Below are 19,965 nucleotides of genomic sequence, written 5' to 3'. Positions count from 1 at the left end.
CTCCGCCGGCTGGTGCGGTGCTCGTACGTCGGGCGGTCGGGACGCGTCAGGAGTGCTCTGGGTCCGGGTCCCGGGGCGAGGGGAGCGGCACGCGTCCCCATGCCGTGCGCAGTTCGAAGAACTTCTCCCGCGTACCGGGCCGGCGCACGTGGTCGAGTGCCTCCTCGAACGCGGCCGGCCGCATCCCGTGGGTGAGGAGGAAGTGCCGGGACTGGCGCAGGGTACCCTCGACGAACTCGGTGAAGCCGCGGTCCGCACCGACGACCGGCAGGTATGTGTGCACCCCGATCCCGGTCAGCCCCAGGTCGGCGAACGCCTGCGCGTATCGGTCCGCGAAGTGCAGGTCGCTGCCGATCACCTCGGCCATCATCCGGAAGTGCCCCGTCACCGCCGCGCGGTAGTGCGGGTGCAGCAGCTGCGTCGCGGGAATCACGACGGGATCGGTGAGCACCAGCAGACCCCCCGGCTTGAGCCAGGAGAGCATCCGGGGCAGCAGGTCCTCACGCTCGCGTACATGCGCCAACACCAGACGCGCGTGCACCAGATCGAACCGGCCCGGCCGGAACCCCGGGTCGGTGACGTCCGCCCGGAGCACGTCCAGTTCACCGGAACAATCCCGAAGGAACGCCGTGTCGCGGTCCACCGCGGTCACCCGCGCCCCCACCCGCCGGCTCAGCCAGCGGCCGAGGGTGCCGGTCCCCGCTCCGACATCCAGACAGTGCCGGCCGCGAGCAACGCCGAGCCCCAGCAGCAGGTCCCGACTGATCGGGTCCAACGCGCGGGCCAAGGCGCCCAGACGCTCCCGCTCGCCGTCACGGCCGGAGGAGAACAACACATCGCCGTAACGCTGCGCCGACGAGTCCACAGTCATGCCCCCACCAACGATCCACCGGCGCCTTGGTCACCCCGAACACAACCGCCGTACGCGGCACGCAACGACCGCGAAAAACGGGGAAGCAGGCCCGACCACGACCACGGGAGTCCACCGCACGCTCCGAGCACGACCACGAATTCGCTGGTGTTCGCGAACATCAGCGACCGGCCGGAGCGGTCCTGTGACGAAGTCGGACAGAGTCGACGACATCGGCCTGCTGCCGGTCGGCGAGGACGCCGCCGAGGCGTTCCACCGCGTCGTTCCATCGCGGTGACCGGCAACATCCACCCCTCGCGCTGCGACACGATCATGCCGAGGACCCTCGCGGGCGCAAGCAACGACCACCTCATGCACCACGCTCACCTTGTAACCACCACCGGCCACACACCGGGGTTTCCGATGGCCAACAGCCCGGACACCCGACGGCCACCCACCTGGGCATCTCAATGACCGTTGACACCCCTTGCGGGGTGCGGGGAGGGTGACCCGCCGGGGGTCCGCAGTCGGTCCCGGTGCGGTGTTCGGTTCGCTGCGGGCCCGGCGACCGATCGCCCGCTCGGGGGTTGCCTCCCCGCTCGCGCGCTGCGCCGCGGCGGCACGCATCATCCCTGGGTCACCCACACGCTCACGTCCCGCCCGGCCACACCCGTGGTTCCTTGCGCGCGTTCGACCAAGGTGGTGTCGCGGTGACGTACCGGGCGGCGCGGCGAGAGGGCCGGTCGGCAGCCGCGTGCGGTTCCAATGACCGTGGTATTGCTTCGGCGGGTGCGGCCCGCCATGCTCGAAGCAGCGCTGACTGTCGGTAGGCAAGGGGGTTGCCATGGGTGAGCATTCGAAACCGAACGACGGGAAGCCGGACGACACGCCGCAGCCGACTCGGGACCAGGACGGGCAGAACCCGGACGTGCAAAAGCCCGGCGGCGGCAGGCACAAGAAGCCGTGACCGCCCACGAGGACGCCATCCGCGAACTCGACGCACGGGGCGCGTTCTCCGACGCGCCGTGGATACGCGAGGCGATGGACGCGGTACGGCGCGAGGCGTTCGCCCCCGAGGTGATCTGGCGCGACGACGGCGACGTCTACACCCGTGTGGACCGGCGTTCTGATCTCGTCGGGTGGTCGGCGATCGTGGACGGACGCGGACCGGTGGTCACCCAGGTCGACGACGGCGCCGACACCGAGCACGGCGAGACGGCGACCAGTTCGATCAGCGACCGCCTCGCCGTCGCGAGCTTCCTGACCGCCTTGGACGTGCGCCCGGGGCAGCGGGTGTGGGAGGTGGGCACCGGCTCCGGCTGGACCGCCGCACTGCTGGCCCACCGCGTCGGCCCGCGCGGGCGGGTGGTGACGGTCGAGATCGACCCGGTCCTCGCCGACGCCGCCCGCGCCCGCCTGACCCCCTGGGCGGACACCGTCGACGTCGTGGCCCACGACGGCGAGGACACGGTCCCGGACACCGGGACGGGCGCGGGATGGGACCGTGTCCACGTCACCGCCGCCGTCACCCACCGCCTCCCCCACGCGTGGATCGAACACGCCGCACCGGGCGCGGTGTTGGCGGTGCCTTTCTCCCCGCCGTTCGGATCCGGCGGCCTGCTGCGCCTGATCGTCGACGAGCACGGCGTGGCGAGCGGGCGGTTCGTCAAGAGCGTGGTGTTCATGCCCCTGCGCGGGCAACGCGGCCCCGGGCACGAGGCGTTCCAGGCGATTCGCGCCGCGCATCCGGCCCATGTCAGCACGCCCGTGGACTGGCATCTCGCCGCCGTGTCCGTGGACGGCAACTACGTCCAGGCGCTGGCGCTCAAGCTTGCGGACGTGCACCGCGCCACCGCGGCGGCAGGTGCGAAGTGGTGGCTGCACGACGGCAAGGACTCGTGGGCCCTGGTCAACGACAGCCCTGGCGCCGGTCACGCCCTCCAGGGCGGTCCCCGACAGCTGTGGGATGAGGCCGCCGCCGTGATCGCCTGGCAGGACGACGCCCAAGTCCACGCCTACGACTTCGGCATCACCGTCGAGCCGGATGCCCAATGGGCCTGGGCCGGCACACCCGACCAACGCTGGAGAATGTGAACCCACTGGCACGGCGGCGGAGCAGTATCGGATCGATCCGACCGAGAGGGGTACCGGTCCGCAACGGCCGATCGGAACGGGTTCGTCCCCTCGAAGCGGTCTCTCGACGAACGCGTTCCCGTGGCGGCAACGCCGTGGTTCTCAGTCTTCCTCGTCCGCGGTCAGGCCGGCGTTCAGCTGCGCGTTGATCCGGGGAGACAGCCACCGGACCATCGTCGTGGCGGCGTCCAGGGCCGTGTCTGTGGTGAACGGCGGGCTGTCTCCGTCGGGCACGGCCGCTTGGCCCGGCAACGTGTCGATGAAAGCGTGGAGTTGCCGCCGGCGGAGTTGCTGCTCCACCCGGTCTCGGAGGAGGACTTCACCGCTGGAGTGGGACTCGCGCCACAGGGTGGTGGTGTGCTGGTGGGGGCGGTGGTGTCGGTGCCGGACGGGCCCACGCCCGAGCGCACCCGACAGGAGGCGTTCGAGATCGCGCCGGCCGCGGCGTCGGCGTACCGGGCCCGGATCGGACACTTGGAAGTGCCGCACGTCCACCCGGGGAGGTCGAGGGCGCGTCCGCGCGGTCGGCGCGGGAGTCAGACCGTCCAGGTACGCAGGATCGCGGCGATGTCGGGGACGGTACAGGTGTCCTTGCGCAGTTCGGTGACCAGGGCGGTGATCTCGTCGCGGCCGAGTTTGGTGGTGATGCCGCAGGCGGTGAGGTAGCCGTGGGCGACGGCGACGGCGACGGTCATGTTGGAGCGTTCCAGCCACACGACGCGGCCCAGGAGTTGACACAGGGCGGCGGCGCGGACGAACGGGCCGCTGTAGACGTCCTGTCCGGCCAGGACCGCCTGGTGGCGGGCGACGGCGGCGATGGGCAGGCCGTAGTCCTCGGGCGCCGGATCGTTCTCCCCCACCTCGCGGGCGACCTCCAGGATCCACGCCAGGTCGACACTCAGGTTGGGCGGGGTCACCGGCTCGCGGCCAGTTCCTCGATGAGGTCGCCGTAGCCGACGATCACCTCGCGGGCGCCCTCCAGGAACCGCTCCCGCACACCGTCGTTGTCCCGACGCACGAGTTGCTCGATGTAGTCGTTGAGCGGCATGTGCCGCGTCTCCGCGGCCTGCCGCGCCATCTCGGCGGTCTCGTCGGTCATCCGCACGTTCACCTGGGTCTTCGCCATATCCGACAAGATACCACCTGATACCAGTCGGGTCGTGCCCTGCGAACAGCCACGGCCGTGAACGTTCGGCCGGTCGGCGGCGATCCCCCTTCCCCGGGACGGCGCGACCGCGCGTTCAGGCGCCACCCGAACGTCGACAGCCGCGCCGAACACTCCAACGAGACACCGCAACACACGACGCGCCACCCGTGGAGAAACCACGCGTCCCACACGGTCGCTGGAGAGCCACTGTGCTTCGTCGAGGACGAGGGTGCGGGGGTGGGCGGCGAGCTGGGTTTGAGGAGGTGGTCGAACTCGCTTGCGTAGCGCGGGGGCCGGCCCGGGAGTCCGAGGCCGGTGAACAGTTCGTGGCGTACCGCGCGGGTGGTGGGGCGGGCGTGGAAGGTGATGCGGTGGATGCCCTGGTCGGGTTCGAGTTCGCGCAGGCAGCCGGTGACCGCCACCGTCCTGCCGAAGCCGGCCCCGCCGTGGATGCAGGTCATGGCGCGGGCGGCGATCGTGTCGGCCGGGTTCTCGCGCACGGTGAGCAGCGCGCGCGTGGTCACCGGGCGCGCGTCGGGCGGGCAGACGTACTGGTCGGTGGGCGCGGGCGGCAGGCGAGAGGTCATGGGGCGTCCTCTCGGGCGGGGGTGGGTGTCGAGTCGGTGGGCCGGGTGCGGGCTTTGAGGGTGTCGGGGGTGGCCCGGTCGGCCGGTGGCGGTGCGGGCGGGATCAGGTCGGGCGGCGCCGACTCGGTCAGGTCGCCGTCGTAGTGGCGGGCCGGTTCACGGTCGGCCTCGTGGGCGGTGACGGCGTCCAGGCGGTGGGCGTCGGCGGGAAGCGTGGCGGGGGCGAAGCGGTCCCGGCGGGGCTGTTCGGCGGCTTTGGCCTCGGCGCGCAGGCGGCGGGCGCGGGTCGCCCGGGCGCGGCGCAGTGCGGCGCGTTGTCCGTCGGTGGCCCGGTCGGCGAGGTGAGCGGCGCCCAGGCGGCAGCCGTGGCGGGTGCAGACGTCCATCTCGTGGGTGTGGTGGGGCATGAACCGCACGGTGACCTCCCGGCCGGCCTGCCCGGTCATCCAGTCGCCCACGCCCCATCCGACCACACCCCCGCTCCGCGACGTCCGCCCTCCAGTCCGCATCCCACCACCCACAAGGGAACACAAAACCACCGAATGCGCCCGTCAAACCCCGGCCCGGGATCGCACGCCGCACCCCACCCGGGCTACACATCGACAGGGTCGACACGGACGAACACGGGGCGCGGCGACGGGACCCGGACGGGCGGACGGGCCCACACCCGAGCCACCACAAGGCGTCGGGACACTCGGGCAGGAATCCCGGGCGGGGCAGGTCGACCATGTATCGCTATCGCTCCCCACGCACCGCACGCCAAAGGGAATTCCCAATCGTGTTGCCCGTCCCTCTCGAACCCTGCAGCACCGCAGGTCATCCGACGCCCCGACGAAGGACACACCCTCCCACACCACGCACCGGACCCCAGGTCACGAAACACGCGCCGACCTTCTCAGTCCGTGCCGCACCTCGGGTCGGAGCACCCCGCCCGCACCACCCCGCTGGGGCGACACGGTCATCGATGCCCTGATCTGCCTGGTCGGCGTGGCCGTGATCATGTACGCGCCGCGCGCTCCCTGAGGCCGGCGAACTCCGCACGATCATCGGGCCGGGTTCGGCGCAGGCCCTGGACCGCGTACGGCACACCCGCCGCCGCGGCCGGCGTGCCCGGCAGGAGCTGCGGCGCCGTCCCGGGCGGATGCGGTTGCGGGTGGGCGCCTACGTGCCCGCCGACCGGCCTGCCCGAGCCGCGTGTCGGACCGAGCAGCCGCTGCGGGGCGATGTCGCCGGGCACGGCCGGTGACGACGCGGCGTGCGTTCCGGCTCCGATCGGGGAGGTGACGAACGACGCCGCCGGCCGGGGTCGCGACGGCTGCCGGCGTGCCCCCTGCCGACCAGGATCGAGGCGTTCCGGGGAGCGTGGGGTGCGGCGTCCGCTGTTCGCGCATGATGGGTCTGCTCGATCTCGGACGCGCCGTCGTGGGGGGACGCATGGAGTCTGGCCTGTCGTTGTTTCGTGTGCGAGTCGGTGACGACGGCACGACGACCGTGACGGTGGAGGGGCCGACGCGGCTGCTGATGGATCGGATCGCCGCGATCGTGGACCCGGCCGTGCGCGATCGGGTGCAGCACGAGTTGAGCAAGGCCGTCGTGGTGATCGTGGACTCGTCCCAGGACGTCGTCGACGGCACCGACGGCGTCGTGACCCACGGCGACCGGGGCCGTCTGGTCACCGACTATCCGGGCGTCGAGGAACTGCCTGTGGAGGTGGTCATGGACCTCGCCGTGGAGCTGCGGACCGCGTTCGCCGGTCACGGGCCCGGCGACCCGGTGGAGGGGACGGTGAAGCGGGACGCGTCGGGACGGCTGCACCCGGTCCCCCATTCGGATTTCGAGCCCCGTCCGCTGCCGAACTGTCCCGCGCCGGGCACGAATTGGCGGTGGACGCTGGTCGCCCAACGCTCGGATGTCCGGTTCTTCGAGTCGGGTGAACGCAGGAAGCCCCTGACGCAGGTCTTCGGCTTCGTCGTGATGACGCTGGCCCGGCCCCGCGTCGACCCGCCGTCCGGGCTGCACGAGGTGCCGCTGACCGTCGACGGCGCGTACCTCAAAATCGCCTCCCGCAAGTTCGGCGGAATCGAGCTCCGAATGGCCGAGGAAGGTCCCGCCGGCGGCGTTTTGACGTCCGGGACACGCGAGCGCACGGGGCGGGGTCCGGATTTCTTCCCCGCGCGTCTGTCCGTCCACGCGCGTCTGGAAGGCACCATGAGCAAGCGCCCCGACCTCGTCGTGCGCACCCGCGAACCGTTGTCCTTGACCGCGGACCTGCACTCGATCGGCCACGTCGCGCGCGACACGTTCGAGTGCACGATGAGCGGCCCGTTCGAACTGGTCGACGCGGCCGATCCTTCGGGCGCCGCGTTCGTCACGATCCGCGACTTCGCGCCGGAAGCCTTCGAAATGCCGGGCAGAACCGGGAGTTGAGGAACGGCGGCGTGAAAACCGGCGGCAGCGCCCTGCCGCGGACGACCGGGGCGGTTCGCCCGCCGCGTGGCGTGGCGCGCCCGCGCTCGGCATACGGTGGACGTGAGGATGGAACGACCGGCTGTGGACCCGCCGGAGCGGCGGTGCGCACCCCGGGGCACTCGGCCTCCGGACCGGTACCACGCGCCTTGACCCGCACCGACCTCCCGACGGCGGCGACCGCCTCGACCGCCACCCGCGCGAGATGCGGAAACAGGACTCTCAGCAGTTCGGCACCTCGACCCCCGAGCACCCGGCACGACTGCCACACCATGATCCGCTTCACGAAAATCGCCGAAGACCCCGAATCTTGACAGGCCCGAAGGAGCGTGCGGCCCCGCGCGGTTGCCGGGCGGGCCGGGCTTCGGATCAGGAGGCGGTTCGGGCTGATTCGAGGCCGGCCTGCACCTCGTGCCAGTAGGCGATGATCTCTTCCTCGCGCGTGTCGGGGGATATCGCGAAGATGGCCGATACGCGGAGGTCGGGTTCGTGCCTGCAGCGAACGAAGACCTGGCTGCGCCTCCTCAAGAAGGCCAATTCGATCGAGATGTCGGTGACCTCCGACCATGGGATGAAGCGGACTTCCCAGACTGTGCGGTCGGTGATGCCCTCGGGGGTGAGCCGGGTGTAGCTCCGGAGCGTGCGCAGCGTGAAGTACACGAACGTCCCGGCGACGATCCAGCCGGACCAGATCAGGGCGGTCCCGGGGAAGGGTTCCCGGTCGGCGGAGGTGGGCAGGCCCAGGGCCACCGACACAGCCATGGCGAGGGCAATGGCGACCGTGACGACGGTGACGACCCACAGCCCGTGCGAGCGCGGCGGCCGGAATTCCAACGTGTTCATGGACGCAGGCTACGACCGCGAATTCACCGGGGCCAGGGCGTTCGACGGGTGCCCGAGAAGTCTTCCGACCCTCGGCAAGCACCGACGGTGCCACGTTGCCGGAAGCGCTCAACCGGTCCTTCGACAACGGAAGATGCCCCAGCTCGGGAGGTTCCGACGGCACGCGTCCACCCAGCGCGGCCGGTGATGACGCGGGGGCGGGCGTCGTCCTCGAGGGTGAGGGACCACACGTCCGCGGCCGGGATGTCGTCGAGGGGGGACTGTAAAACTAACGGGTCTGCCTCATATCCGGTGGTGACGGACTGTAAGTCCGTGATCATGTGCGGGTGCTGAACGCGAACGAGCTTGTGGGTGTGGTGTTTTCGGGGCATGGGCCGCTGGTGGTTGAGGAGGTTGCCGACGAGGGCGAGGTCATTCGGGTGCGGGCCCGGACGCCTGGCGGTCCGGTGGATTGCCCGGATTACGGCGGTCGGACTGGTCGGGTGCACGCCTTCCACGAACGCACGGTGACGGATGTCCCCGTCGACGCCCGCCGGGGTTGTCGTTTCGGCGCGGCTCCGCCGGCTCGTCTGCCCCACCTCGGCCTGCCCCCGCATCACGTTTCGTGAGCAGGTCCCCGGTGTGTTGGACCGCTACCAGCGACGGACGGTGCGGCTGCTCGCTCAAGTCCGTGCCGTCGTGCGGGAACTCGCAGGCCGCGCCGGCGCACGAACACTGGAAGCCCTCGGGGCCGGGCTGTCGCGGTGCACCGCCCTGCGCATTTTGACCGGCATCCCGCTGCCGGCCCGCCCGGTGCCGTGTGTCCCAGGCGTGGACGACTTCGCGCTCAAGCGCCGCCACCGCTACGCGACCGTGCCGACCGACGCCGAGACCGGCGAACGGGATCGAACGCATCGCGGACGTGTTCCCGGAACGGGCCGATCGGCGCAGGCAATAGGCCGTCGGGGTGCAACCGTGAGGGCGCGGAGGGGTGTTGTGCCTCCCGGTCGATGATCCGGCGCTGCAGCAGAGCCAGGTGGGCGAGGCTCCCCGCATATTGGGCGATGAGTTCGCTGATGTCGCGCAGTTCGTCAAGGTCGAAGAAGGAGTTGCGGTCGTCTCCGTCCTCGTCGAAGGGAAACTGCTCCTCGGCCGAGCGCAATCGCAGGAACGGTCGACCGGGAGAACCATCGGCAAGCGAGTAGGCCATGACATCGGCGGAGTACCCGACGTGGACGTGCCGGGGCGAGAACGGGTACAGGTCGATTCCTGCGTTCTCGCCGACGTGCACTCGGGTCGGATCATCTGCTCGCACCCGGAGGTGCTTGTCGGGAGTGTCTCGCATGTTGCACCACTGCCCACGTCCCCCGCGGCGTACCCGCCGTCCCTGCACGAACTACGCGACCGCATACTCGCATCCGCCCGGGCGAGAGTCTCCTTCAGCCGCCGGGCGTCGTCGGCGTCGAGCCGGTCGGGATGGCGGGTGAGCCGGCCGGCGACTTCGCGGACGGCCGACTTGCGCCGTGGCGGGTCCTGGCGTGGGAATGCCCGCCGGAGCTGGTGAACATACTTGCGGACGATCTGCTCCATGCCGGGGTGGCCGCGCTCGGCGATCTCCTCGAACGGACGCTGTACGTTGGTGCAGCCTTGGGCGAACCGCTGGTCGAGGTGCGGTTTGAACGGGTCCGGGATGCCGACGCGGCCGGTCCGGCGTCCCACCGGCGGCTCGGCGGGGTCGCCGGCCGCCGCGTAGCGGCGGACGGTGTTGCGGGCCGGCCCCGACTCACGACCGATCGTCTTGGGGCCGGCACCGGTGGCGAGGAGGGTGTGGACGGCGGAGTGCTGCTCGCGGACCCGGTCGGCCAGGCGCCCGGTGGTCCGCATCGAGGCGGGCTGTGGCGGCAACGGCACGACCGCGGGTCCGGGTTCCGGTGCGGGCTCGGGCAGGAGAGCCCGGTGCCGGACCACGGTCTTCTCGACGGCCTCGGTAAGGTTCTTCCAGAGGTGGTGGCGGTCGGTGACGTGGATCGCATCGGGCGAGCCCGGGCGGCCGGCCTCGCCGAACGAGGCCGAGCGGTCGCGGCAGATCATTTCGACGCCGGGGTGGGCGGCCGGCCGGGCGGACACCGTCTCGATCGTGCGGCCGGGCAGGAGGTCGACGACACAGCGGGTCTCGATGTCCACCGGCACGGTGGCATGGACGTGACCCTTGCGCGGTGCGAACTCGTCGATCCCCAGCACTCGCGGCGTGGCCGGCGCGTTCTCGGGGACGGCGCGTATCGGCTGCTGCGGCGTTGAGCGGCTTACCGGCGCGGCCGGCGCATCCGCGAGACGGGCCCCGGCGCGGCCGGCCGGCATCGGCGCCACCCGCTGCAATGGCCGCCTACAATCCCCGGCTCCGTCGGCCGTGGCGGAATGTCAGCCCCGGCACCCGTTCGGCGAACGTGGCCTTCGGGCACGCCTGTTCGCGACAGTGGAACCGGCGGACTCGTAACTCCACCATGCGTCGGCCCGCGGCGGCGGCTTCGTCGAGCCGACGCACACGGTCGAACCACGCGGGCGCCGTGCGCGTCGGGCCGCCGGGCCGTCCGGGGTGCGCGGGGTTCGCCTTCGGGTGGTCCCGTGTCCCGTCCGAGTCCTCGACCTCCCTGGCGTCGCCTCGCGAGGATCACCATCGATTCGGCACGAGCCCCCGCCCGTTCCCATCATTGATCCGGTCAACCTTCTGCGATTTTCGGTCGCCTCCGGTGGTGGACCGCTCGGACAGGCACCGGTCGGGGTGGGATGGGGTCGGCATGCCGATCGAAGCCCGTGCGCTACGTGCGGAACCGGCGGGACGGGACGGGCCCCGACGGACGGCGGGCCGCGAGCGGCTCCTCGGGTCCGCTGCGTACCGGCCGACGCCGAGTAAAGCGCGCCCCCGGTTGGGGGGGCGCGTGCCCGGACTCCGTTGTGACCCTTCGAGACAGGAGCAGGAAACCGACATGCCCGTGTACCTCGCCGCCACCTTGGACCTCGACGACGCCGACGTCGAGGTCTACGGCGCGTTCATCAGGTCCATCCGGGACCATGTCGCCGCCCCCCACGGCGACCGGGTCGACACGTCCGCCAACTCCGACGGGAGCGGCGTGGTCACGATGTACCGGCTGCGGCGGGCCCATGCCCGCGACCAGGCCGACAGCGTGTTCCGGGTCCGCCTCGTCGGGAGCGCCTCGTACGACGCCGAATCGAGGTTCTCCGTCGACTTCTACATCCAGGACACCGATGTATACGGGTGGGGCTTCACCCTGACCGGGCAGACCGCCTTCCACCATCTGTCGAACCTGCCCGACGGAGTGCGGGCGATGGCCGTCGACGAAGGCTTCACCCTCCACGACACGGGGATCCGTGAAAGCTATCGTTCCGACGGTCTGACCCGGGGCTGGTTGAACTGGGGCACTTTGCGCGACACGCTCGCGCGGCTCCAGACCGGGCCGGACCTGCGGGCCAACCAGCAGCCCGCGTTGAGCTTCCTGGTCGAGATGGTCTGCGAGGCCACACGGTTCCGCAGGATCGCGGCGATTCTGGGGCGGGGAAGGTGGGGAGTCACCGGGGGCACCATCACCCGGGACCAACGGGACCGGATCACCCAGTTGGAAACCAGCTGGGACTCGATCACGGGCCTGTTCACCGACTACCTCACCGCCCCGGGACGACCCGTGCAGGAGACCACCCTTTCCCGTGCCTACGGCAGCCTCCCCGCGGTCGCGGCGGCGTTGACGATCCTGCACGTGCGGCCCGGCCGCGGGGGCGCCGGCTCCACCTCCACCTCCGCGACCGGGGCCGCGCAGGCGAGGGCGTACGCGAGCGTGGCGTCCCCGCGGCTTCGTCTCTACCCGGTGCTGGACGCCGCCGGGAACCAACCCGACGCGAACAAGGCGTGGTTGTTCCGCCCGGGCACCTGCCTGACCTACGACCTCGTCCACAACACCGTCGCCACGGGCGATCCCCGCCCCATCGCGTCGGTGTGGCCCGGCCTGAAGGACACCGACTTTCCCTCGCGCATCGACGCCGTCGTGTCCGTCCCCGGCAGCACCACCGACGTGTGGCTGTTCAGCGGACACCAGTACGTGCGCTACAACACCTCCACCCACCGCACCGGCGGCGTCCGCGAGATCGCCGACGGCTGGCCCGCCCTGGGCAACACCTCGTTCGTCGACTACGTCGACGCCGTCGTCCAGGACCCCGGCGACCGCACCGGCGGCCTGTTCTTCTTCCGCGACTCCGAGGTCCTCTACTACCACCTCGCGACCAACACCATCGACGGCCCCTGGCCCATCGGCCAACACCTGTACCACCTCGCGGACACCCCCTTCGCCCTCGGCGTCAGCGCCGCGCTGAACATCCCCGGCAGCACCGAGGATCTGTGGCTCTTCCAGGGCGAGGACTACCTCCGCTACAACATCCAGAGCCACACCGTCTTCGCCGGCCCCCGGCGCATCCACGCCGGCTGGGCCACCCTGCGGTACAAGACGTTCGTCGACGGCGTCAGCGCCCTCCTGCCCCGCCCCAACCCCGGCGCCGGACCGTGGACGCAGGTGTGGATGTTCCACGACGAGGTCTGCCTCCGGTTCGACGTCGACGACAACGTCGTCGTCGAGCACGCCGGCACGGCCGCCGCGATGTTCCTCGGCCTGGACGTCCACGGATTCGCCGACCGCGTCGACGCCACCCTCACCGTCCCCAAGAGGGACAACACGCCCCACCAGGCGTGGTTTTTCCACGGCGACCACTACCTGCGCTACGACCTCGACAACCACAACGTCGACGTCGCGCCCACCCCCATCGCCGACGCCTGGACGGCAACGAAGGGCACCGCCTTCGCCGGCGGAATCGACACCGCCCTCGACGTCCCCGGCACCGGCGACACGTGGTTCTTCGCCGGCGACCAGTACATCCGCTTCGGCGAATGGGGAGAGGTACGGGTTCCCCCCACCCCCATCGCCGACGGATGGAAGGGCCTGCGCGACACCCCGTTCAGCCGCCGCATCGACGCCGCGTACCACGCCCTCCACATCGCCAACGAGGTCTGGATGTTCCACGCCGACCTCTGCCTCCGCTACAACCTCACCCAGGACAGGATCGACATCGGGCCCAAACCCATCATCGACACCTGGAACCTCGGCTTCCCCGCCCCCTGATCGGTCGACGGCGACGCCGTGGACGCCGGCGAGGTGGGAACGAATGTCGCGCACGCCCGTCCCGCGACCACCAGGCCGGGCGATCCGCCGAACAGTTCCGCCCGGCATACCGGCGCGGGGTACCGAGGCTCCTGCGGCGAGCCCCCGTCACCGCCGGCATCGTCGAGGTCGGCCGATCCTCCCGGGGGGTAACGTCCCCGGGGTTCGGCGCGCGGCCCGCTCGTCGCGCCGGCGGCCGTCGGTCACGGCGGGTGGTAGGAGTTCGCGATCATCCCGGCGCAGACCGTCATCGCGATCAGACCGGCGGTCCGCGCGAGCACCGCGCCGTAACGCGCGGCCCCGCCGTCCTCGTCGTCGTGCACCCCGTCCTGTCGGTGATGGGCGGCATCATGTCGCCTGCATGAGGGTCGGGCACATCGGATCGGGGACTGAACAGGGCGGTTGACCGTGCGGACGGGCTCATACGTGACCTGGGGGACCCGGAGCGCCGTGACGCGGCCGCGGACGCGCCGGTCGCCCTGGGCGGCGACGTGGTGCCGGCGCTCCTGCGGGAGCTCACACACGAGGCCTTCGTGTCGCCCAGGACCGTCACCGTTCGCAGGACGCGGGCAACCAGTTCGCGGGCCGACGTGGGCTCTGCTCGAGGGGGTTGCGGCGCGGTCCCGGGACGCCACACCAGCAGCGAGGCGTCGTCTTCCTCGTCGGGCTCGACGTGGTAGCCGGCGGCGCGCAACGCCACCGCGTAGCGGCCGACCTCACCGCGCCCGGCCAGGGACTCGGACGCACACGCGAGGGCGAACGGCCCGTCGTCCTCGCCGCCCTCGACGACGAACCCCCCGCGACGATCGGAGAACTCCCGGCACCGCGCCCACCGCAACACCTTGCGCACCCGCTCCGCGTCGCGATCGCGCACGGTCCACAACGGCCGACCACGCCGTCCGTAACCGAACTCCGGCCTCTCGCCGCGCTGTCGACCCCACATACGCCCGACACTGGAACGCGGCTCGCCCCCGCGTCCGCGAAAACCGACACCGGGAAGCGGTGTTCGGTCGCCCTGTGCCCGGTCGCGAAGGCGAACTCGTGGCGGTGGGAGCGATCCCGTCGTGCGAACGCGTCGTCGATCGCCTCCGTGAACTCGTGGAGCGTGTGCGCGGGACCGATCGCGAACACCCGCCCCGGACGCGGCCACAACACACCGCCCGGCCCGCCACCGATCAACTCGACCCGCACCGACCACCACACACCCGAGACCGCATTCCTCCACGCCGCGTCACCCGGTATCGACCCGTCCGGACACGTCGACTCCCGACCGGACTCGAACCACGCCGGTGGCCGCGCGGATCCAAGCCCCCGGGTCGAGCACGCCACGAACGGCGCCCCGTGGTCCCCTGCGTCGGCATCGTGCCCCATGACGGCCGCAGACCACCCTCGACGACCGTGTGCCGGTCGTCAGTGGGGCGTAGTCGGTTCGGGGCTCAGACGGATGCCGAACGTCGTTTCGACGTCGGTCACCAGACCGGCCAGTGCGTCGGCGAATGCGATCGCGGTGGCGTTCTCCCGGGCGACGACGGTCAGTGCGCGGAGGGTCGAGCACCAGATGCCGGGGCCCAGCGGTGAGTCGGGTCGGTGTCCGAGTTGTTGGATCATCCAGCCCGCGCCGGCGCGTTCGGTGCCGTCCGAGGTGCGGTGGACGGGTCCTCCCGCCGCGCGGACGGCGCCTGGCGCGCGGTGACGGGTGGGTTGAGGAACACGGAGCCGACTTGGCGGGCGTCGGGGCCGTCGGCGGGAAGGAGGAGTCCGCGTGCTTTGCGGTCGACCGCTACGCCGGCGGCGGCTTCGGCCAATGGTGGGGTCGCCCCGAGGGCGACGTCGAGGGCTTGGGCCAGGTGCGAGTGGGGATCGGTGCGGCGTTGGCGCGTGGGGTCAGGCGCAGGGTGACGTCGAGGATGGTGAAGCGGCCCGGTTCGGGTTTGAAGCGGCTGGTGCGGTAGCCGAATCGGCATTGTTCGCGGGTCAGGCGCACGGTGCGGGCGGTGTGGTGGTCGTGGGCGGTGAGTGTGGTGAGGGTGTGGGCGATTTCCTGTCCGTAGGCGCCGGCGTTTTGGACAGGTGCGGCTCCTGCGGTGCCGGGGATGCCGGTGAGGTACTCGATTCCGGAGAGGCCGTGGGCGACGGTGTGGGCGACGAGTTCGGCCAGGGGTTCGCCGGCGCGGGCGGTCACCTCGACGGTGCCGCGCGGACCGTGGGTGGTGGTGATGCCTCGGGTCGCCATGATCAAGACGGTTCCACGGTGTCCGGCGTCGGGGGCCAGGACGTTGCTGCCGCCGCCCAACACCCAGGTTCGGGACGAAAGTTCGGCGAGGAGGTCGGGCCAGGTGGTGGGGTCGGTGTGGGTGTGGAGTCGGTCGGCGGGGTCGCCGAGGCGCAGGGTGGTGTGGTCGGCGAGAAGGTCACCCATGGTGAGCCTCCGAGGTGGGGGTCAGGTGGTGGTGAGGGTCTTACGGGCGAGGGTGCGCAGTGGGGCGAGGCGGGGGCTGGGTGGGCCGTGGTAGACGGCGTTGGTGCAGATCGTGACGTAGCGGCCGGTGGTGGGGGCGAGGTACAGGCTGGTGCCGGTCCAGCCGTGGTGGTAGACGACGTTTCCGTCGTCCGCGACCAGCCACGCGAGTCCCCGGTCGAGGCCGGGTTCGACCGGTGCGTGGGGTGTGCGGGAGGTGGTGAGCCAGGTGTGGAGGGGGTGTTCGGGGTCGAGGAGGTGTTCGGCGTAGCCGGCGAGGTCGTTCGCGGTGGTGAAGGTGCCGGCGTGGCTGGCGGTGCCGCCGAGGAGGGCGGCGTTGTCGTCGTGGACTCCGCCCCAGATCCGGGGTGCCCCGGTGAGGCGTTGTTCGGTGGGTGCGACGTGTGGGTTGCGGGTGACGGGGCCGTACGTGGTGTCGGTCATGCCGAGGTCTGTCCATAGTTCGGTGGCGAGTTCGTGCAAGGGTCGCCGGTGGATGTGGGCGAGGGCGAGGCCGAGGAGGATGAAGCCGCGGTTGAGGTAGCGGTGGCGGCCCGGGGGTTCGTCGAGGGGTTCGCGGCACAGGAGTTCGGCGAGTGGGGTGGGGTCGCCGCGGTAGCGGTCCAGGCGGGTTTCGGCGCGCAGGCCGCCGGTGTGGGTGAGGAGTTGGCGGATGGTGGCGTCGGCGCCGGGGGCGTCGCCGGTGATCGGGGGCAGGTATGCGCCGACGGGGGTGTCGAGGTCGAGGAGTCGGGTGTCGAGGGCGCGGCCGATCAGTGGCCAGGTGGCGACGACTTTGGTGAGCGACGCGGCGTCGTAGGCGGTGTGTTCGGTGGGTGGGGCGTCGCCGCACTCGGGTGCGACGACGCCTGCGGTGATCGTGTGCCGCTGCCCGGCCGACGTGCCGCAGACCACGATGCCGCCGGGGCTGCCCTGGGTGGTGACGAGGGTGTCGAGGGCGTCGCGCAGGGCCTGGATGTCGGTGCGGGTGAACGGCGTTGGGCTCATGGGTGTGGGTTCTCCGGGGTGGTGAGGGTGGCGTGGGCTCCGAGGGCGGCAAGAGTCGGCAGGAGCCGTTGGTAGCCGCGCCGGAGGTGGTGCATGCCGCGGATCGTAGAGGTTCCGTGCGCCGTGAGGGCGGCGATGACGTGGGCGGTGGCGGCGCGGATGTCGTCGCCGTGCACGTCGGCGGGGTGGAGTCGAACGGGTCCGCGAACGCGGATATGGGGACCGTCGGTGGTGATGTCGGCGCCGAACGCGCGCTGTCCGGCCACGTGGGTGTCGCGGCGGGGGTAGATCGTCTCGGTGATGGTGGAGGTGCCGTGGGCTCGGGTGAGCATGGCGGTGAGTTGGGGTTGGGTGTCGGTCGGCAGGCCCGGGCGGGCCCGTGCTCGCCGCGACCGGGAGCAGCACGTCGGGGGCCACGACGGCGACGGCGTGGTTCAGGTCGGTGAGGGTCACCCCGGCGCCGCGCAGGGATGTGGTGTGGGCAGGTCGACCAGGGTGATGCCGTCGAGGAGGACGCGGCCGCCAGTGGCAGCGCAGGCCATCGCCCAGGTGGCGGCCTCGATCCGGTCGCCGGGGATCGTGTGCACCCCGCCGGTGGGGCGGTCGGTGCCGGTGACGCGCAGGCCGTCGTCGGCCCAGTCGATGTCCGCGCCGGCGGCGGCGAGGAACGCGGCGGTGTGGACGACTTCGGGTTCGATGCTCGGGTGCGTGATCAGGCTGCTCCCTGGCGCACGGGCGGCGAGGAGCAGGGCGGTGACGGTGGCGCCCATGCTCGGGCCGTAGGGCGTGTTCACATCGGCTCGGAACGGCCACAGGCCGCGTGGGTGGAGGACGGCGCGGAGGGTGTGGCCGTCGTCGGTGACGGTGGCGCCGGCTTCGGTCATCGCGGCGAGGTGGCGGTCGATCAGACGCGGGCAGATCGCGTCCCCGCCCGGGCGGGGCATGCTCACGTGGCCTGTCCGGGCCAGGACGGCGGCGCCCAGGATGGTGGTGACGCGGACCCGGCCGCCCAATCTCGGGTGGATCTCGGGGACGGACTGGCCGGTGGGCGTGACGCGGAACTCGCCGTCGGCGTGGTGGGCTTCGGCGCCGGTGTGGCGCAGGATCGCGGCGCACACGTCGGTGTCGATGATTGCGGGGGCGTTGCGCAGGACGGTGAGTCCGTCGCAGGCGAGGGCGGTGGCGTAGAGGTGGAGGGCGATGTTCTTGCTGCCCTGGATGGCGGCGGTGCCGGTGAGCGGGGTGCCGCCGGTGATCCGCAGAATGTCTGTGGCTTGGGTCGCGGTGGTGGTGGGGTGTGTGGTGGTCATGGGGGTCACCTGATTCGGGTGCCGCGCGGCAGGACGCCGCCGACGTGGTTGCGGGGGAAGATCACCGTGCCGGGGCCGATGAGGGTGGCGGGGCTCAGCACGGTGCCGGCGGGGAGGGCGACGTCGTCGCCGATCACCGCGCCGAACTTCGTCTGGCCGGTGGTGATGCGCTCGTCGTCGAGGACGAGGGTGATCTCGGTGGTGGCGGGTTCGGTGACCGGGCCGGTGACGCGCATGCCGGTGGTGGTGCAGAACGCGCCGACGTTGACGCCGTGGCCCAGGATCGAGTCCCCGACGAACGCCTGATGCACCATCAGCACACCGCCCGCCAGGAGGCTGCGGGTGATCTCCGCGCCGCCCGCGATCCGGCAACCCGGGCCGATGACGGTGTGGTCGCGGATCACCGCGCCGGACCCGATCACGGCGCCGGCGCAGATCAGCACGGGCCCCGCGATCACGGCACCGGCCTCGATCCTCGCCCCGTCCTCGACGCGGACCGAGTCGGTCAGACGCGCGTCGGGGTCGACATCGGCGGTGTCGGCGATGTTGGCGGTGAGGTGGTCCAGGTCGGCGGCGATCGCCGGCTTGACGTCGAACACGGTGGCGCAGCGGACCAGGACGTCGGCGACGTAGCGGTGTGCGGCCCGTGTGGGGTCGATGTAGTAGGCGGGGGTGAGGCGTTCGTCGGGGTGGGGAGCGGGGGAAGGGTGCGCACGGTCGCTCCTCGTGCGGTGGGGCCGGGCGGTGGTGTGTCCGCGTCGGACGCGGCCCGGGAAGTGGGGTGCCGCGCGGTCCCATCACGCCTCGCGCCGAGCCCCGGCGTCTCCGCCGGGGACGCATGCCGCAAACGCTTTGCGTGTTGTGCAAAGCGATTCATCGCGGGGGTGTGCGGGTGCTATCAGTGGGAGTCCCTGTATCGGCAGGCGAGGAGGTCGTCCGTGGCCACCGTCAAGCAACAGCGGCAGCGCTCGGGGTCGGGTACGCGGGTTCGCCGGGCCCGCCTGGCGCGGGCGTGGACACTCGCCGAACTCGGCCGCCGGGCCGGATACTCCGCCGCGCAGGTCTCCCGGTACGAACGCGGCCTCGCGCCGTTGACCGACGTCACGGTCATCCGGCGGTTCGCCTACGCCCTGGAATTGTCGGTTGAGGACTTCGGGCTTGCACCGGCACCGGCGATACCGGGGCCGCGACAGGCAGCGAGGGAATCGTTTCCGGGGTTGCCGAGTCCTACTGTGGTGCGCGAGAACCCACGAGAGGGCGAGAGAGTGCGCAGACGACGCCTGTTGGCGAACCTGGCGGCCACCGCCTCCCTCCCCCTCGTCGGGGCCGGAGGCGCGCGGGCGCAACGCGCCCACGGTTTCCCGGGCGGGGCCGGGACGCCCGGCGTCGGCGGTGGGGCGGACGAGGTGGTTGAGCGGGTCCAGGGCGACCAGGCGCAGGCCCGCGATGTCGGCGGCGGTGGCGTGGAGGAGGTCGGAGGTCAGGTCGGTGCCGTCGTCCAGGAGCAGTCCCCCGGCGGCCAGTCGAGTCGACGCGCCGTCGGCGGCGCGTTCGATGTCGGTGAGGGTGCCCGCGCGCAGGCGGCGGTGGTCCACTCCGGCGGCGGCCGCGGTCAGGCGGGCGGCGACGTCGGCGCGGGGGCGGCCGGGTGTGCAGGACAGCACGGCGTGGTGTGTCGGGGTCGTCGGCGGGGCCAGGGTCGCGGACAACACGGTGCCCGCCGCGAGCAGGCCTCCGCCGGCGCCGGGCGCGCCGACGACCACCACCAGGCGACCGGGCAGCGCGCCGCCGCCCAGGGCCTCGTCCAGGGCGGTGGGGCCGAACGAGACGGCGCGGCGGCGGGCGGCGGTCGCCTCCCCCAACGCCGTCGCGAACCCCGCCACCCTGCGCCCGGCCTTGGCGGCGGGCCGCCCGGACGCGGGGTCGTCGGTGTCCGGGGGCGTGTCGGCCGAAGGCGGCGGGGCC

General features: G+C 71.9%; 16 protein-coding genes and 4 pseudogenes. 6 read left to right on the top strand and 14 right to left on the bottom strand.

What is annotated here, in order from left to right:
• Positions 1 to 46: 46 nt before the first annotated feature.
• Positions 47 to 871 carry a class I SAM-dependent methyltransferase gene (locus tag EMA17_RS33565; protein ID WP_126640948.1) on the bottom strand — a complete coding sequence of 275 codons (825 nt, stop codon included), beginning with the start codon at positions 869 to 871 and terminating at the stop codon, positions 47 to 49.
• A gap of 823 nt (positions 872 to 1,694) precedes the next feature.
• Between EMA17_RS33565 and EMA17_RS55520 the strand changes: the two genes are divergently transcribed.
• Together EMA17_RS55520 and EMA17_RS33555 are read left to right on the top strand one after the other, a co-directional pair.
• Complete coding sequence (locus EMA17_RS55520; RefSeq protein ID WP_281290560.1) at positions 1,695 to 1,817, top strand: hypothetical protein; 123 nt, start codon at positions 1,695 to 1,697, stop codon at positions 1,815 to 1,817.
• The gene (locus EMA17_RS33555; protein ID WP_126640947.1) at positions 1,814 to 2,944 is read left to right on the top strand and encodes an rRNA adenine N-6-methyltransferase family protein; all 1,131 of its coding nucleotides are present in this window, start codon (positions 1,814 to 1,816) and stop codon (positions 2,942 to 2,944) included. The genes EMA17_RS55520 and EMA17_RS33555 overlap by 4 nt, the downstream gene beginning before the upstream one ends.
• 141 nt (positions 2,945 to 3,085) lie before the next feature.
• On the opposite strand, the gene EMA17_RS33550 is transcribed toward EMA17_RS33555, so the two are convergent.
• From EMA17_RS33550 to EMA17_RS33530, 5 genes are all read right to left on the bottom strand, one after another.
• Positions 3,086 to 3,283, bottom strand: coding sequence for a hypothetical protein (locus EMA17_RS33550; protein WP_126640946.1), 198 nt, complete (start codon positions 3,281 to 3,283; stop codon positions 3,086 to 3,088).
• A 236-nt stretch (positions 3,284 to 3,519) separates the two neighbouring features.
• Positions 3,520 to 3,900, bottom strand: coding sequence for a fic family toxin-antitoxin system, toxin component (locus EMA17_RS33545; RefSeq protein WP_246127068.1), 381 nt, complete (start codon positions 3,898 to 3,900; stop codon positions 3,520 to 3,522).
• Positions 3,897 to 4,109 carry a hypothetical protein gene (locus EMA17_RS33540; RefSeq protein ID WP_126640945.1) on the bottom strand — a complete coding sequence of 71 codons (213 nt, stop codon included), beginning with the start codon at positions 4,107 to 4,109 and terminating at the stop codon, positions 3,897 to 3,899. Before EMA17_RS33540 ends, EMA17_RS33545 begins: the two co-directional genes overlap by 4 nt.
• The gene (locus tag EMA17_RS33535) at positions 4,091 to 4,717 is read right to left on the bottom strand and encodes a hypothetical protein (protein ID WP_126640944.1); all 627 of its coding nucleotides are present in this window, start codon (positions 4,715 to 4,717) and stop codon (positions 4,091 to 4,093) included. The genes EMA17_RS33540 and EMA17_RS33535 overlap by 19 nt, the downstream gene beginning before the upstream one ends.
• Entirely contained in the window at positions 4,714 to 5,190 is a 477-nt protein-coding gene (locus tag EMA17_RS33530) for a hypothetical protein (protein ID WP_126640943.1), read from the bottom strand. The genes EMA17_RS33535 and EMA17_RS33530 overlap by 4 nt, the downstream gene beginning before the upstream one ends.
• Positions 5,191 to 6,151: 961 nt before the next feature.
• On the opposite strand from EMA17_RS33530, the gene EMA17_RS33525 reads away from it, so the two are divergent.
• Positions 6,152 to 7,144, top strand: a complete 993-nt coding sequence (locus tag EMA17_RS33525; RefSeq protein ID WP_126640942.1) for a hypothetical protein — start codon at positions 6,152 to 6,154, stop codon at positions 7,142 to 7,144.
• A 408-nt stretch (positions 7,145 to 7,552) separates the two neighbouring features.
• Here EMA17_RS33525 and EMA17_RS33520 read toward each other — a convergent pair whose 3' ends face one another.
• Positions 7,553 to 8,026 carry a hypothetical protein gene (locus EMA17_RS33520; RefSeq protein ID WP_126640941.1) on the bottom strand — a complete coding sequence of 158 codons (474 nt, stop codon included), beginning with the start codon at positions 8,024 to 8,026 and terminating at the stop codon, positions 7,553 to 7,555.
• Positions 8,027 to 8,346: 320 nt separating this feature from the next.
• Between EMA17_RS33520 and EMA17_RS54530 the strand changes: the two are divergent.
• Positions 8,347 to 8,908 (top strand): annotated as a pseudogene (locus EMA17_RS54530) (transposase family protein); the annotation flags it as partial.
• Here the strand turns inward: EMA17_RS54530 and EMA17_RS54525 are convergent.
• Positions 8,853 to 9,296 (bottom strand): hypothetical protein, encoded by a 444-nt coding sequence (locus EMA17_RS54525; protein ID WP_246127093.1) that lies wholly within the window; start codon positions 9,294 to 9,296, stop codon positions 8,853 to 8,855. The pseudogene EMA17_RS54530 and the gene EMA17_RS54525 overlap by 56 nt on opposite strands.
• A 719-nt stretch (positions 9,297 to 10,015) precedes the next feature.
• A pseudogene (locus EMA17_RS56105) lies at positions 10,016 to 10,363 on the bottom strand (ISL3 family transposase); the annotation flags it as partial.
• 626 nt (positions 10,364 to 10,989) lie between these two features.
• Here EMA17_RS56105 and EMA17_RS33510 point away from each other — a divergent pair.
• Positions 10,990 to 13,185: a hemopexin repeat-containing protein gene (locus EMA17_RS33510; RefSeq protein WP_160161651.1), complete on the top strand. Its 2,196-nt coding sequence runs from the start codon at positions 10,990 to 10,992 to the stop codon at positions 13,183 to 13,185.
• A gap of 1,449 nt (positions 13,186 to 14,634) precedes the next feature.
• Here the strand turns inward: EMA17_RS33510 and EMA17_RS55825 are convergent.
• The 5 genes and pseudogenes from EMA17_RS55825 to EMA17_RS33480 all read right to left on the bottom strand — a co-directional run bounded on the left by EMA17_RS55825 (position 14,635) and on the right by EMA17_RS33480 (position 18,599).
• Positions 14,635 to 14,832, bottom strand: a complete 198-nt coding sequence (locus EMA17_RS55825) for a hypothetical protein (RefSeq protein ID WP_126640938.1) — start codon at positions 14,830 to 14,832, stop codon at positions 14,635 to 14,637.
• A 172-nt stretch (positions 14,833 to 15,004) separates the two neighbouring features.
• Positions 15,005 to 15,643, bottom strand: a complete 639-nt coding sequence (locus EMA17_RS33500) for a UDP-N-acetylmuramate dehydrogenase (protein WP_126640937.1) — start codon at positions 15,641 to 15,643, stop codon at positions 15,005 to 15,007.
• 21 nt (positions 15,644 to 15,664) lie between these two features.
• Complete coding sequence (locus EMA17_RS33495; protein ID WP_126640936.1) at positions 15,665 to 16,690, bottom strand: serine hydrolase domain-containing protein; 1,026 nt, start codon at positions 16,688 to 16,690, stop codon at positions 15,665 to 15,667.
• Positions 16,687 to 18,000, bottom strand: a pseudogene (locus EMA17_RS33485) (carboxyvinyltransferase). Before EMA17_RS33485 ends, EMA17_RS33495 begins: the two are co-directional and overlap by 4 nt.
• A gap of 5 nt (positions 18,001 to 18,005) precedes the next feature.
• A complete protein-coding gene (locus EMA17_RS33480; protein ID WP_160161650.1) occupies positions 18,006 to 18,599 on the bottom strand; it encodes an LbetaH domain-containing protein in 594 nt (197 codons plus the stop codon).
• Here EMA17_RS33480 and EMA17_RS54515 point away from each other — a divergent pair.
• Positions 18,558 to 19,088: pseudogene (locus EMA17_RS54515) on the top strand (helix-turn-helix domain-containing protein); the annotation flags it as partial. The gene EMA17_RS33480 and the pseudogene EMA17_RS54515 sit on opposite strands and share 42 nt — an antisense overlap.
• Positions 19,089 to 19,965: the final 877 nt, after the last annotated feature.

The organism is Embleya hyalina, from assembly GCF_003967355.1.
GTDB classification, from domain to species: domain Bacteria; phylum Actinomycetota; class Actinomycetes; order Streptomycetales; family Streptomycetaceae; genus Embleya; species Embleya hyalina.
The sequence above is the reverse complement of the archived record's forward strand: the minus strand, read 5'-3'. Positions and strand labels throughout refer to the sequence as shown.